Genomic DNA, 14,603 nt, shown 5'->3' on the forward strand with positions numbered 1-14,603 from the left:
TTGGTTAGTCGAGCTGAGATCGCAGATAGTTCCAATTCCCGATCCAACAGCTGCAACCGATCGACGTTCTGCGCAGTCTTTCAGGTGGGCGCCCCGCCCTGTGGGCATGGTCACCGCCAGCGACCGACCAACGCGTGACCTGCAGCGAAGCCATCCAAATCGAACGGGGCGAGGAGGCGGCGATGGTCCGACAGGTGAGGCGGCTGAGCCGGGCGGCAGCGGGAGCGCTGCTGGCGACGGCGCTGGCGACGGCGCTGGCGGGGCCGGTCCGGGCGGCCGGCACGGCCACGGGTCCGGCGACGACGGGTCCGGCGACGACGGGCGCGGCGCTGGCCGACGCGGCCGCCGCCGCCAGCGCGGCGCTGGCCCGCAAGGTGCCGAAGAAGACCCTCCCGGCCGGGGTGGACATCACCGGCGAGGGGCTGGCCGAGCCGCTGCGGCTGCGGGCCACCGCCCACCCCGTCGAGGTGGTCGCGGTCGTCGACCAGGTGAGCTGGCTGGGCCCCACCGGGGCGGCCAGCGGGCCGAAGCCTGCCGACCTGGGTCCGAAGTACACGGTGGTGGTGCTGGTCGGGGAGATCGCCACCCAGACGTACGACCTCTACCCGCTGGCCAAGGGCGGCCCCCGGGTCTACCGGCCGGCAAAGCAGCCGGACCCGGCCCGCAAGGAGAAGGCCGGCTGGTTCCTCGGCCGGCTCAGCATGTCCGAGACGCTGCGGACGGTCGGGGTGCCGCTGGAGCGGCAGGTCGACACGGTCAGCGGCGGCGTCGGGGGCGGCGAGCGGGTGCTGCCCGACGATTCGCTGAACCCGGCCGGCGACATCGACGAGGCGCTCGACGAGTTGCAGCGGCTGCTGCTGCTCAACGTCGGGGTGATGCTGGTGATCACCCTCGGGCTGGCCGGGATCGCGCTGCTGATCCGCCGCCGTACCCGCTGACGGGCCCGGCCCCGTGCCGCTCGGCGCGGGGCCCCCGTGCGCTCAGCACCAGCGGCACGGCCTCAAGCACCGGCGGCGCGGCTTCAGCACCAGCGGCGCGGCGGGCGCTCCCGGCGTAGGGCCCGGTGCCGGGGGCGGACCGGGCCGTGCCGGTGCGCGCCGGCCCAGCCGGGCAGGTCGCTGCGGCAGGCAGCGGCCCGGCCGGACTCGTCGTCGGCGGGCGGCTCGGCGGCGCGCTGGCGGGGCACCGGGGCGTCCTCGTCGGCCGGCGCGGCGCCCCGGCCGCAGGTCGGCTCCGCGGCCCGGCCGCAGGTCGGCTCGGCAGGATGGGTCGTCCCGGTGAGCCGGCGGGGATGCTTCGCCGCCGGCTCGTGGTGGCCCGGCCGGCAGGACTCCCCCTGGGCGCAGCCCGGCTCGGCCTCCCCGTGCGCCATCGGCGGTCTCCTCACGCTCTTCCTCGCCCGCCGGCCGGCCCCTGGCCCGCGTGCCCTGTCACCGTACTGGGGCGGGCGGACGCGCCGTGCGGCGCGTACCCCACCTCAGCGGCGGGGGCGGCGCGGGAAGATCGTCTCCCAGACCGGGAACGCGACGAGCCAGATCACGAGGGCGATGGTGAGGGTGCGGGCGAAGTCCCACAGGGCCCGGGTGCGTTCGGCGTCACCGACGAAGGCGATCGCCGCCACGAGCAACGCGCAGGCCACGGCCCAGCCGAGCAGGCCCTTGACCCACTCCCGCCACTCGTGACGGGCGCGGGCCCAGCCGTAGCGCGGCGGCCGGACCGGCGGCGGGCCGCCGGCGAACCGGTGGGCGAAGCGCTGGTCGGCCCAGCGGATCAGCGAGTGGCCGAAGGCCACCGAGAACCCGAGGTAGGCGGCGGCCAGGCCGTGGGTGGCGTCCGCGGTGGCCCCGCGCCGCAGGTCCAGCGCGGCCGCCGCGAGCAGCACCAGGTCGACCAGGGGTACGCAGACCAGCAGTGCTGCGCCGAGGCGGGGGCGGCGCAGCGGGTAACGGGCCACGAGCCCCGCCACGAGCAGCATCCAGAACCCGATCTCGCATCCGACGATGACCGCGACCAGCACGACGACCTCCCCCTGTCCGTGGGTCCAGCGTGCCGCCCGCCGTGCGCCCCGCCCTCGACCCGGGCGACGAGATCCGGGTACGCCGAACGATGGACCGCGTCGGGGCGTACCTCCTTCGGGGGACGCGGCCTCGTGCCCTGGTCGGAGCCGGCGCGGCGGCGGGTGTGGTGGGATCGGAGGATGCGACTGCCGCCCTGGCCCCGGCCCGGCACCGCGGGCCGGGACGTGGCGCTGGCCGGCGTGGCCCTCGCGGGCGGGCTGGCGCTGCTCGGCCTCGGCACGCACCTGGCGATCACCCCGCGACCCGGCGTGCCCACGGCGGCCTTCCTGCCGTCGCTGGTGGCCGTGTCGGCGGCGGTGGCCCTGCGGCGGGTGGCCACCCGCACGGGGCTGGCCCTCGGCACGGTGGCGCTCGGCGTCGACGTCGCGCTCGGCACCACCCTCGGCACCGCGCTGATCTACACCCAGGTGCTCTACGACTCCTGCGTGTACGGCCCGCCCCGGCTGTGGCGCTGGCTGCTGCGGGGCACCGTGGCGCTGAGCCTGCTCGCCGCCGTCGGCGGGGTGCTGGTGTTCGGCCACTGGCGCGGGGTCGCGCTGGGCGTGCCGGTGGTGCTGGTCGGCGTCGTGCCGGTGCTGACCGGGATCAGCGTGCGGCAGTACCGGGACCAGGCGGCGGCCGAGCGGGCGCGGGCCGCCGAGGAACGGGCCCGGGCCGAGCAGACCGCCCGGCTGGCCGAGTTGGACCGGCGCGAGGCGGTCCGCGCCGAGCGCTCCCGGATGGCCCGGGAGCTGCACGACGTGGTCGCCAACCACCTCGGCGCGGTGGCCATCCACGCCACCGCCGCGCTCTCCGTCCCCGGGCTGGACCGGGAGCAGGTGGCCTCGTCGCTGCGGGTCATCCGGGAGAACAGCGTGCAGGGCCTGGCGGAGATGCGGCAGCTCATCGGGCTGCTGCGGGAACCCACGGCGGGCGTCGGGCCCGCGCCGGGCGACGCCGTGGATCCGGCCGAGGAGGCGACCCGGGTACGCCTCGCCGAGCTGGACCGCCTCGTGGGCCGGATGCGCGCCGCCGGGCTGGCCGTGCGGACCGAGGTGACCGGCGGGGCGCGTCCGCTGCCGGTGGGGGTGGACCTGGCGGCGTACCGGATCGTGCAGGAGTCGCTGACCAACGCGCTCAAGCACGGCGCGGGCGAGGCGGAGCTGGTCGTGACGTACGGGCCGACGGAGGTGGTGGTGACCGTGGCGAACCCGCTGCGGGCGGGCGGCGCGGCGGCGCCCGGCGCGGGCGCCGGGCTGGTCGGGATGCGCGAGCGCGCGGTGCTGCTGGGCGGCGGCTTCACGGCGGGCCCGGCGGACGGGCGGTGGCGGGTCCGGGCGCGGCTGCCCACCGGGGAGCCGGCGTGACCGGCCGGGCCGCCCCCGGGCGGGCCGCGGACGGGACGGACCCGGCGGGGCCGGTGGGTGCCGACGGGCGGGGCGACGCGGCGGGGCCGGTGCGGGTGGTGCTCGCCGACGACCAGCCGGCAGTGCGGGCCGGACTGGCGCTGATCCTGGCCGCCGCGCCCGGCGTCGAGGTGGTCGGCGAGGGCGCCGACGGCGAGGCGGCGGTGCGGCTCTGCGCCGAACTGCGCCCGGACGTCGCCGTGCTGGACGTCCGGATGCCCCGGCTCGACGGCATCTCGGCCACCCGGGAGATCGTCGCCGGCCGGCTCGCCGACGTGCTCGTGCTGACCACCTTCGACCTCGACGAGTACGTCTTCGGCGCGCTGCGCGCCGGGGCGGCCGGCTTCCTGCTCAAGGACACCGACGCCGACGCCCTGGTCGCCGCCGTGCGCACGGTGGCCCGGGGCGAGGGGATCATCGCCCCGGCGGTGACCCGGCGGCTGATCAGCGCGTTCGCCGCCACCGCGCCGGTGGCGCCCGCCGCCACGCGGGCCGCGGTCGCCACGCTCACCGCGCGGGAACGCGACGTGCTGGCCTGTCTCGGGCTGGGCCTGTCCAACCAGCAGCTCGCCGACCGGCTGGCGATGGCGGAGAGCACCGCGAAGACCCACGTCAGCCGGGTGCTGGCGAAGCTCGACCTGCGCAGCCGCGTGCAGGCCGCGATCGTGGCCCAGGAGCTGTCCCTGCCCGCGCCGCCCCCGCTGCCGCCGTCGGGCGGTGCGGGGTGAGCGGGGTGCCCCTCTCCGCGGGGGCGTCGACAGGGGGCCCCACCTTCTCTGCAAGGCTGGTGGGGTGAGCGAGCCGGGCGGGATCGAGCTGTCGGCCACGCTGCGCCGCATCGAGCGGGCGGCGGGGGCCCTGGCCACCGCCAGCGTGGCCCGGATGGACGAGACGCTGCCCTGGTTCCGGGCGCTGCCGGCCGACCAGCGGTCCTGGGTGATGCTGGTGGCCCAGGCCGGCGCGCGGTCGCTGGTGCAGTGGCTGCGCGACGGCGGCGGCACGGCGGACAGCACCCAGGAGGTCTCCGACGAGGTCTTCGCCACCGCCCCGCTGGCCCTGGCCCGCTCGATCAGCCTCCAGCAGACCGTGGCGTTGATCAAGGTGACGATCGACGTGGTCGAGGAGCAGGTGGGCACCCTCGCCGCCGAGGGCGAGGAGCAGCAGCTGCGGGAGGCGGTGCTGCGCTTCTCCCGCGAGATCGCCTTCGCCGCCGCCCGGGTCTACGCGCGGGCCGCCGAGTCGCGCGGCTCCTGGGACGCCCGGCTGCAGGCCCTGCTGGTCGACGCGCTGCTGCGCGGTGACTCCCCGGACGTGCTGGCCAGCCGGGGCGCGGCGCTGGGCTGGTCGGACGCGCCGCCGGTGGCGGTGGCGGTGGGCCGGTCCCCGGGCGGCGAGGTGGCCGCCGTGCTGCACACCGTCCACCGGCTGGCCCGGCGCGTCGGCGTCGAGGTGATCGGCGGGGTGCACGGCGACCGGCTGGTGATCGTGCTCGGCGGCGCGGCCGACCCGATGGCGGCGACGGGGAAGCTGCTGCCCGCGTTCGGGGAGGGGCCGGTGGTGGTCGGGCCGGCGGTGCCGAGCCTCGACGAGGCGACCGACTCGGCCCGGGCCGCGCTCGCCGGCTACCGGGCGGCTCCCGCCTGGCCGACCGCGCCGCGCCCGGTGCCGGCCGGTGACCTGCTGCCCGAGCGGGCCCTCGCCGGGGACGCCGAGGCCCGCCGCCGGCTGCGCCACGACGTGTACGCGACGCTGGCCCGGGCGGGCGGCGAGTTGCTGGAGACCCTGGACGCCTTCTTCGCGGCCGGCGGCACGCTGGAGAGCGCGGCGCGGGCGCTGTTCGTGCACCCCAACACGGTGCGCTACCGGCTGCGGCGGATCGCCGACGTGACGGGGCTGTCGCCGCTGACCCCCCGGGACGCGTTCGCGTTGCAGGTGGCGCTGACCGTGGGGCGGCTCGACCCGGTGGTGCCCGTCGTGACACCTCCGCCCATAACGCCACCAAACCGGCAAACCTCCGCAAAGAGATGATCACGGTCACCTATTTCTGTAGGGTTCCTCCAAAGGTTCTAGTGCGGTTTGGTTGCGGCCGGTAACACCGTGACTGGCGAGTATCCGGAAGAGTCATAGGCGTGCTCGCCGTACTCTCACCGGGACAGGGTTCCCAGAAACCCGGCTTCCTGACACCGTGGCTCGACCTGACCGGCGCCGAGGCACGGCTGCGCTGGTGGTCGGCGCTGGCCGGCGTCGACCTAGTCCACCTGGGCACCACGGCCGGCGCGGAGGAGATCCAGGACACCGCCCGGACCCAGCCGCTGCTGGTCGCCGCGGCCCTGCTCGCCGCCGAGCACCTGCCGATGCACGACGTCACCCTCACGGCCGGGCACAGCGTCGGCGAGCTGGGCGCGGCGGCGCTGGCCGGGGTCCTGCCGGCCGAGACCGCGATCACCCTCGCCGGGGTGCGCGGCCGGGAGATGGCCGCCGCCTGCGCGATCGAGCCGACCGGCATGGCCGCCGTGCTCGGCGGCGACACCGACGAGGTGCTCGCCGCCCTCGACAGGCACGGGCTGCACGCGGCCAACCGCAACGGCGCCGGCCAGATCGTGGCCGCCGGGTCGACCACCGGCATCGACGCTCTCGTCGCCGAGCCGCCCACGAAGGCCCGGGTCGTCCGGCTGAAGGTGGCCGGCGCGTTCCACACCCCCTACATGGCCCCCGCCGAGGCCGCCCTGGCCGGCGTGGCCGCCGGGATCACCCCGGCCCGCCCGGCCCGGATCCTGCTGTCCAACCTCGACGGCACCGCCGTCGACCACGGCCGGGAGCTGGTGCAGCGGCTGGTCCGCCAGGTCACCTCGCCGGTGCGGTGGGACCTGTGCATGCGCACTCTGGCCGACCTCGGCGTGACCGGGGTGGTCGAGCTGCCGCCGGCCGGCACCCTCGCCGGCCTGATCAAGCGGGAGCTCGCCGACTCGCTGCCCGAGATCGTCACCCTGAAGACGCCGGACGACCTGCCCGCCGCCCGCGACCTGATCGCCCGGCACGGCTCGGCCGCCCGCCCCGCGCCGACCGCCCGGTTCCGGGTCGTGACGGCCCCCGCGCCGGGCGTCTTCCAGCCCGCCCAGGGCCTGACCGAGGGCCAGGCGCTGAAGATCGGCCAGGTCATCGGCCACGTCGTCACCGGGCGGGGCCCGGTCGAGGTGACCGCGCACGACGGCGGCCCGCTCACCGAGTGGCTCGCCCACCACGACGCCCCGGTCGCCCCGGGTCAACCGCTCGCCCGGATCGGGGGTCACTCATGACAGGTAGCCGGATTCTCGCCCTGGGGCACTACCAGCCCTCCCGGATCGTCACCAACGACGACATCGCGCAGTTCGTCGAGACCAACGACGAGTGGATCAGGGACCGCGTCGGCATCGCCAGCCGCCGCATCGCCGGCGACGAGACGGTGTCCGACATGGCGGCGGCCGCCGCCGGAAAGGCGCTGGCCAACTCCGGCCTCACCGCCGCCGACATCGACCTCGTCGTCGTCGCCACCTGCACCTCCATCGACCGCAGCCCGAACGTCGCCTGCCGGGTCGCCGCCAAGCTCGGCATCACCGCGCCCGGCGCGTACGACATCAACACCGCGTGCTCGGGCTTCGCGTACGCGCTGGGCACCGTCGACCACGCGATCCGGGCCGGGGCGTCGCGCAACGCGATCGTCATCGGCGCGGAGAAGCTCTCCGACTTCACCGACTGGACCGACCGCTCCACCTGCATCATCTTCGGCGACGGCGCCGGTGCCGCGGTGGTCACCGCCACCGCCGAGGGCGAGCCGGCCGGGGTCGGCCCGGTCGTCTGGGGCTCGGTGCCGGACAAGAGCGACGCCGTACGCATCGAGGGCTGGCGGCCGTACGTGAAGCAGGAGGGCCAGACGGTCTTCCGCTGGGCCACCACGGCGCTGGCCCCGCTGGCCCTGCAGGCCTGCGAGCGGGCCGGGGTCGCCCCGTCCGAGCTGGCCGCGTTCGTGCCGCACCAGGCCAACTCCCGGATCATCGACGGCATCGCCAAGCGGCTCGGCATTCCCGACGCGATCATCGCGAAGGACATCGTCGAGTCCGGCAACACCTCGGCGGCGAGCGTGCCGCTGGCCCTGTCCAAGCTCATCGAGCGGCGGGAGGTGCCCTCGGGCGCCCCGGTGCTGCTCTTCGGCTTCGGCGGCGGCCTGACCTACGCCGGTCAGGTCGTCCGCTGCCCCTGAGACGTCCGGCCCCCAGCGGGGCCGTTCGCACGCCGCGCGGCGCGCGCCGCCGGCGATTCCACACCCAGGAGAGGAACGCACCAACCATGACCCGTGACGAGATCACCGCCGGCCTCGCCGAGATCCTCGAAGAGGTTGCCGGGGTGAACCCGGACGACGTGGCCGAGGGCAAGTCCTTCACCGACGACCTCGACGTCGACTCGCTCTCGATGGTGGAGGTCGTGGTCGCCGCCGAGGAGAAGTTCGGCGTCAAGATCCCCGACAACGAGGTGCAGAACCTGAAGACCGTGGGCGACGCCGTCAGCTACATCGAGGCGCAGTCCTGACATGAGTCGTTCCGACGTCGTCGTCACAGGGCTCGGCGCGACCACCCCGTTGGGCGGGGACGTCGCGTCGACCTGGGACGCCATGCTCGCCGGCCGCTCCGGGGTGGGTCCGCTCACCCAGGAGTGGGCGGCGCAGCTCCCGGTGCGCATCGCCGCGCAGCTCGCCGTCGACCCGTCCGAGGTGCTGGACAGGGTGAAGATGCGCCGGCTCGACCGCTCCGAGGCCATCGCGATCATCGCCGCCCGGCAGGCGTGGGCGGACGCGGGCCTCGCCGACTCCGGGCTGGATGGGGAGCGGCTGGCCGTCAGCGTCGGCTCCGGCATCGGCGGGGCCACCACCCTGCTCGCCCAGGACGACATCCTGGAGGCGTCCGGCCCCCGCCGGGTGTCCCCGCACACCATCCCGATGCTGATGCCGAACGGCCCCGCCGCCTGGGTGGGGCTGGAGCTGGGCGCGAAGGCCGGCGTGCACACGGTGGCGAGCGCCTGCGCCACCGGCGCGGAGGCCATCGCCCTCGGGCTGGACATCATCCGCTCCGGCCGGGCCGACGTGGTGGTGGCCGGCGGCACCGAGGCGGTCATCCACGCGCTGCCGATCGCCGGGTTCGCCTCGATGCGGGCCATGTCCACCCGCAACGACGAGCCCGAGCGGGCCTCCCGCCCGTGGGACACCGGCCGCGACGGCTTCGTCCTCGGCGAGGGCGCGGGCGTGCTGGTCCTGGAACGCGCCGAGCACGCCGCCGCCCGGGGCGCCCGGGTGTACGCGCGGCTGGCCGGCGCGGGGATCACCTCCGACGCGTACGACATCGTGCAGCCGCACGCGGAGGGCGAGGGCGCGATCCGCGCGATCAAGAAGGCCATCGCGGACGCCGACATCGCCCGTGAGGACATCGTGCACGTCAACGCGCACGCCACCTCGACGCCGGTCGGCGACATGCTGGAGATCGGCGCGCTGCGCGCCGCGCTCGGCGACCACCCGGTGCTCACCGCCACCAAGTCGATGACCGGTCACCTGCTCGGCGCGGCCGGCGCGCTGGAGTCCATCGCCACCATCCTGTCGATCCGCGACGGCGTCGTGCCGCCGACGATCAACCTGGACGACCCGGACGCCGGGCTGGACATGGACGTGGCCGCGCACAAGGCACGGCACCTGGAGATCCCCGCCGCGCTGAACAACGCGTTCGGCTTCGGCGGCCACAACGTGGCACTGGTCTTCACCCGCCCCTGAGGCGCAAGGAAGGGCCCCCTGTCAACGCGTTCCGCATAGCAGGGGGCCCTTCTTAACGCCCGCACCCGTCTTGACGTGGCGGGCCTGGCGGCGGCCCGCAGCGTTTCGAGGTGGCAAGATCGACTTCATGTCGGCGACATGGCGGCATCCGAGCCACCGTGACACCGCCATGTCGCCGACATGAAGTCGATCATGGCCGCCACGGTGACCTCCCGGATCCGGCTGGGCACCCGCGCCCACGCCCGCACCACGCTCGCACCACACCGGCGCCCACACCGGCGCCCACACCGGTGCCCACGCCCGCACCGGCGGCACCCAGGCCCACCCGCGGCGTGACGGTCGGCAGCAGCGTCGCGCCGCTGCGTGCCGGTCGGCGGCGGTCTTCCCGGCATGCGGTCGCGACCAGCGGGTTCACGCGATGCTAGCCAGTCGGCAATGTGCGGGAAATCGGTGCTCCCTAGCTTTCCCGCATGCCCCCCACAGCTGATCCACTGTCGACGCCGGAAAGCGGCGACGACCACACAGCGACAATTGTCGACGACTGCGGACGGCCCGTTCCCGCGCATTCGGTCGGCCGCCGCGCGCTGCTCGCCGCCGCTGGTGCCGCCGCCATCGCCCCGCTCGCGTTCGGCGCTCCGGCCGCCGCCTCCTCCCCCGGCCCACACACCCCCAGCGGGAAGCCCGGCCGACGCCCGGAACGCGGACATTACCTGATCAAGGGCGCGGCGCTGGTCTCCGTCGACCCGACCATCGGCAACCAGGCCAAGGCCGACATCGAGGTGCGCGACGGGCGCATCGTCCAGGTCGGCCCGAACCTGAAGGCGCGCGGCGCGCGGGTCATCGACGCGTCGAAAATGATTGCGATGCCCGGCTTCGTGGAGACCCACTATCACATGTGGAGCGCTCTCGGCCGCAATTTCGTCTCCACCGGATTCGAGTACTTCGCGGCGAAGTCGGCCACCGTCGCCGCGTATCAGCCGGACGATTTCTACCACAGCGTGCTGCTCGGCCTCGTCGAGTGCGCGAGCGCGGGCATCACCACCGTCAACAACTGGTCGCACAACGTACGCGGGCCGGAGTACGCCGACGCGGAGCTGCACGCCCACGCCGACGGCCTCGTGCGGGCGCGCTACTCGTACGGCCACCGGGACGGCCAGCCGGCCACCCAGCCGATCGACTTCGCGGACATCGACCGGGTCGCGGCCACGTGGTTCGGCAAGAAGTCGCCGTTCGACGGCCTGGTGCACCTCGGGGTGAACCTGCGCGGGCCCGGCCAGCTGCCGACGTTCCTGGCGGAGATGGCGGAGGTCAGCAAGCGGAAGCTGCCGATCTCGGTGCACTCCGGGCAGGGGCCGACCACGGCGGTGCACGCCGCCGACCTGGAGAAGATGGGCTTCCTCGGGCCGGACTTCCTGCTCTGCCACGCGCTGCCGTTCGACGAGGCGGACCGGCAGGCGATGGTGCGGACGAACGCGCCGGTCAGCTTCTCCGTCCACTCGGAACTGCGCCTCGGCACGGCCGGCGGGTTCCACGGGCAGTTGCTGCGGATGCTGGCCGCGGGGGTCACCGTCTCGCTGTCGTTCGACGCCAGCTCGCTCGCCCCGATCAACATGTTCGAGTCGATGAACGTGGCCTGGAACCTGGGCATCCCGTGGGTGGGCACGGACACCGCAGCGCTGCCGCCGGTGGTGTTCCGGCAGGCGATCGAGATGGCCACGATCAACGGCGCGAAGGCGCTCGGCCTGCAGACGGTGACCGGGTCGATCACCCCCGGCAAGCGGGCCGACATCGTCCTGATCCGGGCGGACGACCTGAACATCGCCCCGATCGGCGACCTGGAGTCGACCGTGGTGCGGTCGGCCACCCCGGCCAACATCGACACCGTGCTGATCGACGGCCGGATCGTCAAGCGGAACCGGGAGATGGTCAGCCACGACGCCGGCACGATCGTGCGCAACGCGGCGGCTGCGGCGCACGCCGTCCGTACGCGGGCCGGCGGCGTCCTCACCCCGGCCAGCCCCACCCCGCCCCGGTTCTGACCCCCGCCGCCGTGCACCCGACCGCAACCGGGTGCACGGCGGCACCGGCTCCACATCCGGGCGCGGTCGGGAGCGCTAGGTGCGGTTGCGGGGGTGTCGGCGCGCCTGCCGTTCGTTGCCCCGGCGGTAGTTGCCCGTCCACCTGGCCATCACCAGTTGCGGGTCGTCGTCGACCTCGGCGAGGAACTGCGCCGCCCGGCCGCCCCGCAGCGTCCCGGCGACCCGCCCATGGTGCGTGATCACCACCGTGCCGTCCGCCCGTTCGGCGTACGCGAATCCCTGCGCCTCTGCCACGCCCGGCACCCTCGCACCCCTCGCCGCCACCGCGCATCCGAATTCGGCTACGGCAACGGCGGTGCACGCGTCGCGCCCGGGCGGCACTGCCGGAGGAAGGGGAATCGGGTGCGGCTAGGCGGGGGTGCGGAGGTCGGCGACGAAGGCCCGCCAGGCCGACGGGGCGAAGGCGAGGGTGCCGGCGTCGCGGGCCTTGGAGTCGCGCACCAGCACGACGCCCGGCAGGTTGTCGGCGACCTCGACGCACTCGCCGCCGTTGGTGTTGCTGCGGGTGGCGGTGCGCCAGCGGGGGTGGTGGGTGCTCACAGCTCGTTCACCTGCTTCAGGATCAGGTCTCTCGACCGGTCGCGCGGCAGGGCGACCGCACGGACAGCTTCCCACGCCCGCGCCAGCGTGGAAACCCGCTTCGGGTCGGCCAGCACCCGCCCCTCCAACTGATCCTCCAGGAACGCCAGGTGCTCGCCGCCGGCCGCCTCGGCGAGCGTGAACGGGCCGGACTGGCCGAGGTAGGGACCGGCGTCGCAGGGCACGACGTGCACCAGCACCCGGGGCCGCAGCCCGACCTCGGCGAGGTGCAGGAGCTGCTCCTTGAGCACCGCCGGCTCGCCCCGGTGCAGCGCCGCCTCGTCGATGACGAACGTGGTCAGCGGCGGCTCCTTGCGGTCGAGCAGCGCCTGCCGCTCCATCCGGAAGGCGACGTGCTCCTCCACCTTCTCGGGCACGAACAGGCCGCTGGCGAGGGCCGCGCGGGCGTACGCCTCGGTCTGGAGCAGCCCCGGCACGATCGTCGCCTGGAAGCAGCGCAGCGAGGTGGCCTCCCGCTCCACCTCCGCCCACGGGCGGAACCAGCCGGGCTGGGCGTCCCGGCGTGCCTCGACGGCCATCCGGGCGATCAGGTCGCCGGTGCCCAGCAGCTCGTCGAGCCGGCGGGCCGTGTCGGGCTGCGGGACGCGCCGCCCCGTCTCGAACATCGCGATCAACGAGCCGGAGACGTGCACCGCCTCGGCGACCTGGTCCTGGGTCAGCCCCCGCTTGCCCCGCTCGTGCTTCAGCACGAGAGCGAGATACGCGCTCACTCCTCACCACTCCTCACTGATGGTTCCGCATCGATCACGCTGTGCACCGTACCCCCGATGGTCCTGTTTGTCCGGCCCGCCCCGGTCCAGGGTGGAACCACGCGGTCCGGCTGGTGGAGGCGATGCCCGGCGGCCGGGCCAGCGCGGGCCGCCCCGCACCCCCCTTGCGGGGCGGCCCTCCCCCACAACCGACGAGGAGGCAGGCGCGTGGCAGAGCACCGACGCGACGGCGACCGACGCCGGCCGCACCCACCCCTGCGCCCGCTGTGGCTGTGCCGGGCGTGCCTGGCCCCGTGGCCCTGCCCACAGGCCCGCGACGACCTGCTGGCCGCCTACGCCGGCGACCGCGTCGGGCTGTGCCTGTTCCTGGCCTGGCGGATGTTCGACGCCAACGAGGACCTCCGGGCGCTGCACCCGGACGACCCGCCGCGGCCCAGCGAGCTGTTCCGCCGCTTCCTCCGCTGGGCCCGCCGTCCCACCCCCACCCCCGCGCCGCCCACCCCGGTCGCGCCGATCCGCGAGTGAGGGTTGCCAAGGGGTTCGGTGATGAGTGGTGATGGCGTGTAGAGCGTGGTTGAGGCGATGCCGGTCGGCGCGCTTAGCAGTCACGGCCCGAAAAAGGAACAATGCGCCCTGCCGGGGGGCCGCAACTGCAAGATCGCGGGCGAGAATGGGAGATCTTGGAGCGAAATGGCCCCTCCAGGGGCCAAAACTCTCCAAGATCTATGGAATCCCCGCCTTCGGCTCGGTCAGGTGCGCGTGGTCGACGTGGCATCTTCCGCCGGCCCCGGGTGCCGTCGCGTGCCGCGACAGCCAGCACGCCGAGCAGCCCGGCCAGCACGGCAGCAGCCCGGCCAGCACGCCAAGCAGCCCGGCCAGCACGCCAAGCAGCCCGGCCAGCACGGCGTCGATGCCGCCACGCTCCGGGACGAACTGCGGCGTCGTCGCGTCGGCGAACCCCAGGTGTACGGGCAGCCGCGCGGCGAGGCGGTTGAGCCGGGCCAGAACCGCCGGGGCGGGAGGGCGGGGCAGCGCCGGGGCAGGGCGGGGCGTTGGCTGCTGGGTTCGGGAGTACTCGTCTAGGGTGAGGTTCGCCGAGATCGCGCTAGGAGCATGCCGTGGAAGCGACCGAGATCCGCAAGCTCGCCGCGCTGGAGGACACCCACTGGTGGTACCGGGAGCGGCGGGTCCTGCTGGCCCGGGCGCTGCGCCGGCTGGCCGCCGCCGGCCACGTCCCCGGGCGGGCGCTCGACGTCGGCGCGGCCGGCGGCGGCAACACCCGGGTGCTGCGGGCGCACGGCTGGCAGCCCGTGGCGCTGGAATACAGCGCGGAGGGCGCCGGGGTCGCCCGGGAACGCGGCCTCGACGTGATCCGGGCCGACGCCCGGCACCTGCCGCTGCCGTCGGCGAGCCTGGGCCTGGTCACCGCGTTCGACATCCTGGAGCACTTCGACGAGGACCACCTGGCCGCCGCCGAGATCCGCCGCACGCTGCGCCCCGGGGGCGTGGCGCTGATCGCCGTGCCGGCCGACATGGCGCTGTGGTCGGCGCACGACGTTGCGGTCGGTCACGTCCGCCGCTACGACCGGGCGTCGCTGCGGGCCGTGGTGGAGAAGGCCGGGCTGGTGGTCGACGAGCTGTGGAGCTGGAACGTGCTGCTGCGGCCGGTCGCGGCCTGGCGGCGGCGCAGGTCCACCGGCAGCGACCTGGACGAGCTGAACCCGCTGGTCAACCTCGGGCTGCGCGCCGTCGTCACCGCCGAGCGGCACCTGCCGGTGCGGGCGCTGCCGGGGGTGTCGCTGATGCTGCGCGCCCACCGACCCGCCACCGACTGACCGCTCCGCCGGGCCCCGCCGACGACTGACCGTCACGCGCACCGCCCCGCCACCGACCAACCTGGCCACCCACCGTTACCATCCATCGGCCCGTCCGGGGTGGAC

At 75.1% G+C, this 14,603-nt stretch carries 16 protein-coding genes; 11 read left to right on the top strand and 5 right to left on the bottom strand.

Annotated features, from left to right (window positions below; all coding sequences use genetic code 11):
- Positions 1-182: 182 nt before the first annotated feature.
- On the top strand, positions 183-938 hold the full coding sequence (locus LPU61_RS14415; protein WP_043966973.1) for a hypothetical protein: 756 nt from the start codon (positions 183-185) through the stop codon (positions 936-938).
- A gap of 83 nt (positions 939-1,021) precedes the next feature.
- On the opposite strand, the gene LPU61_RS14420 is transcribed toward LPU61_RS14415, so the two are convergent.
- Both LPU61_RS14420 and LPU61_RS14425 read right to left on the bottom strand, forming a co-directional pair.
- The gene (locus tag LPU61_RS14420; protein WP_229405156.1) at positions 1,022-1,372 is read right to left on the bottom strand and encodes a hypothetical protein; all 351 of its coding nucleotides are present in this window, start codon (positions 1,370-1,372) and stop codon (positions 1,022-1,024) included.
- Between the two features lie 105 nt (positions 1,373-1,477).
- On the bottom strand, positions 1,478-2,017 hold the full coding sequence (locus LPU61_RS14425; protein WP_229405157.1) for a hypothetical protein: 540 nt from the start codon (positions 2,015-2,017) through the stop codon (positions 1,478-1,480).
- A 180-nt stretch (positions 2,018-2,197) separates the two neighbouring features.
- Between LPU61_RS14425 and LPU61_RS14430 the strand changes: the two genes are divergently transcribed.
- From LPU61_RS14430 to LPU61_RS14465, 8 genes are all read left to right on the top strand, one after another.
- Positions 2,198-3,424, top strand: a complete 1,227-nt coding sequence (locus LPU61_RS14430; RefSeq protein ID WP_229405158.1) for a sensor histidine kinase — start codon at positions 2,198-2,200, stop codon at positions 3,422-3,424.
- Between the two features lie 89 nt (positions 3,425-3,513).
- A complete protein-coding gene (locus LPU61_RS14435; RefSeq protein ID WP_229405297.1) occupies positions 3,514-4,191 on the top strand; it encodes a response regulator transcription factor in 678 nt (225 codons plus the stop codon).
- A 64-nt stretch (positions 4,192-4,255) separates the two neighbouring features.
- The gene (locus tag LPU61_RS14440; RefSeq protein ID WP_043966968.1) at positions 4,256-5,491 is read left to right on the top strand and encodes a CdaR family transcriptional regulator; all 1,236 of its coding nucleotides are present in this window, start codon (positions 4,256-4,258) and stop codon (positions 5,489-5,491) included.
- A gap of 101 nt (positions 5,492-5,592) precedes the next feature.
- The gene (locus LPU61_RS14445; protein ID WP_229405159.1) at positions 5,593-6,759 is read left to right on the top strand and encodes an acyltransferase domain-containing protein; all 1,167 of its coding nucleotides are present in this window, start codon (positions 5,593-5,595) and stop codon (positions 6,757-6,759) included.
- A complete protein-coding gene (locus tag LPU61_RS14450) occupies positions 6,756-7,700 on the top strand; it encodes a beta-ketoacyl-ACP synthase III (RefSeq protein WP_043966966.1) in 945 nt (314 codons plus the stop codon). Before LPU61_RS14445 ends, LPU61_RS14450 begins: the two co-directional genes overlap by 4 nt.
- A gap of 86 nt (positions 7,701-7,786) precedes the next feature.
- Positions 7,787-8,026, top strand: a complete 240-nt coding sequence (locus tag LPU61_RS14455) for an acyl carrier protein (RefSeq protein WP_007072348.1) — start codon at positions 7,787-7,789, stop codon at positions 8,024-8,026.
- Position 8,027: 1 nt separating this feature from the next.
- Complete coding sequence (fabF, locus tag LPU61_RS14460; RefSeq protein ID WP_043966965.1) at positions 8,028-9,254, top strand: beta-ketoacyl-ACP synthase II; 1,227 nt, start codon at positions 8,028-8,030, stop codon at positions 9,252-9,254.
- 470 nt (positions 9,255-9,724) lie between these two features.
- Positions 9,725-11,293, top strand: a complete 1,569-nt coding sequence (locus LPU61_RS14465) for an amidohydrolase family protein (RefSeq protein WP_229405160.1) — start codon at positions 9,725-9,727, stop codon at positions 11,291-11,293.
- 75 nt (positions 11,294-11,368) lie between these two features.
- Here LPU61_RS14465 and LPU61_RS14470 read toward each other — a convergent pair whose 3' ends face one another.
- From LPU61_RS14470 to LPU61_RS14480, 3 genes are all read right to left on the bottom strand, one after another.
- Complete coding sequence (locus LPU61_RS14470; protein WP_077938872.1) at positions 11,369-11,587, bottom strand: hypothetical protein; 219 nt, start codon at positions 11,585-11,587, stop codon at positions 11,369-11,371.
- Between the two features lie 114 nt (positions 11,588-11,701).
- The gene (locus tag LPU61_RS14475; RefSeq protein WP_043966964.1) at positions 11,702-11,893 is read right to left on the bottom strand and encodes a DUF397 domain-containing protein; all 192 of its coding nucleotides are present in this window, start codon (positions 11,891-11,893) and stop codon (positions 11,702-11,704) included.
- Positions 11,890-12,663: a helix-turn-helix transcriptional regulator gene (locus LPU61_RS14480; protein WP_229405161.1), complete on the bottom strand. Its 774-nt coding sequence runs from the start codon at positions 12,661-12,663 to the stop codon at positions 11,890-11,892. The genes LPU61_RS14475 and LPU61_RS14480 overlap by 4 nt, the downstream gene beginning before the upstream one ends.
- 207 nt (positions 12,664-12,870) lie before the next feature.
- On the opposite strand from LPU61_RS14480, the gene LPU61_RS14485 reads away from it, so the two are divergent.
- Positions 12,871-13,188, top strand: coding sequence for a hypothetical protein (locus tag LPU61_RS14485; RefSeq protein ID WP_052503884.1), 318 nt, complete (start codon positions 12,871-12,873; stop codon positions 13,186-13,188).
- Between the two features lie 593 nt (positions 13,189-13,781).
- On the top strand, positions 13,782-14,498 hold the full coding sequence (locus tag LPU61_RS14490; protein ID WP_229405162.1) for a bifunctional 2-polyprenyl-6-hydroxyphenol methylase/3-demethylubiquinol 3-O-methyltransferase UbiG: 717 nt from the start codon (positions 13,782-13,784) through the stop codon (positions 14,496-14,498).
- Positions 14,499-14,603: the final 105 nt, after the last annotated feature.

The organism is Micromonospora sp. NBRC 110038, assembly GCF_020884815.1.
Lineage (GTDB): Bacteria > Actinomycetota > Actinomycetes > Mycobacteriales > Micromonosporaceae > Micromonospora > Micromonospora haikouensis.

Excerpts from the sequence above, each read along its gene's own strand:
- LPU61_RS14415 (WP_043966973.1), top strand. The coding sequence starts at position 183 with ATGGTCCGACAGGTGAGGCGGCTGAGCCGGGCGGCAGCGGGAGCGCTG.
- LPU61_RS14420 (WP_229405156.1), bottom strand. The coding sequence starts at position 1,372 with ATGGCGCACGGGGAGGCCGAGCCGGGCTGCGCCCAGGGGGAGTCCTGC.
- LPU61_RS14430 (WP_229405158.1), top strand. The coding sequence starts at position 2,198 with ATGCGACTGCCGCCCTGGCCCCGGCCCGGCACCGCGGGCCGGGACGTG.
- LPU61_RS14450 (WP_043966966.1), top strand. The coding sequence starts at position 6,756 with ATGACAGGTAGCCGGATTCTCGCCCTGGGGCACTACCAGCCCTCCCGG.
- LPU61_RS14455 (WP_007072348.1), top strand. The coding sequence starts at position 7,787 with ATGACCCGTGACGAGATCACCGCCGGCCTCGCCGAGATCCTCGAAGAG.
- fabF (WP_043966965.1), top strand. The coding sequence starts at position 8,028 with ATGAGTCGTTCCGACGTCGTCGTCACAGGGCTCGGCGCGACCACCCCG.
- LPU61_RS14465 (WP_229405160.1), top strand. The coding sequence starts at position 9,725 with ATGCCCCCCACAGCTGATCCACTGTCGACGCCGGAAAGCGGCGACGAC.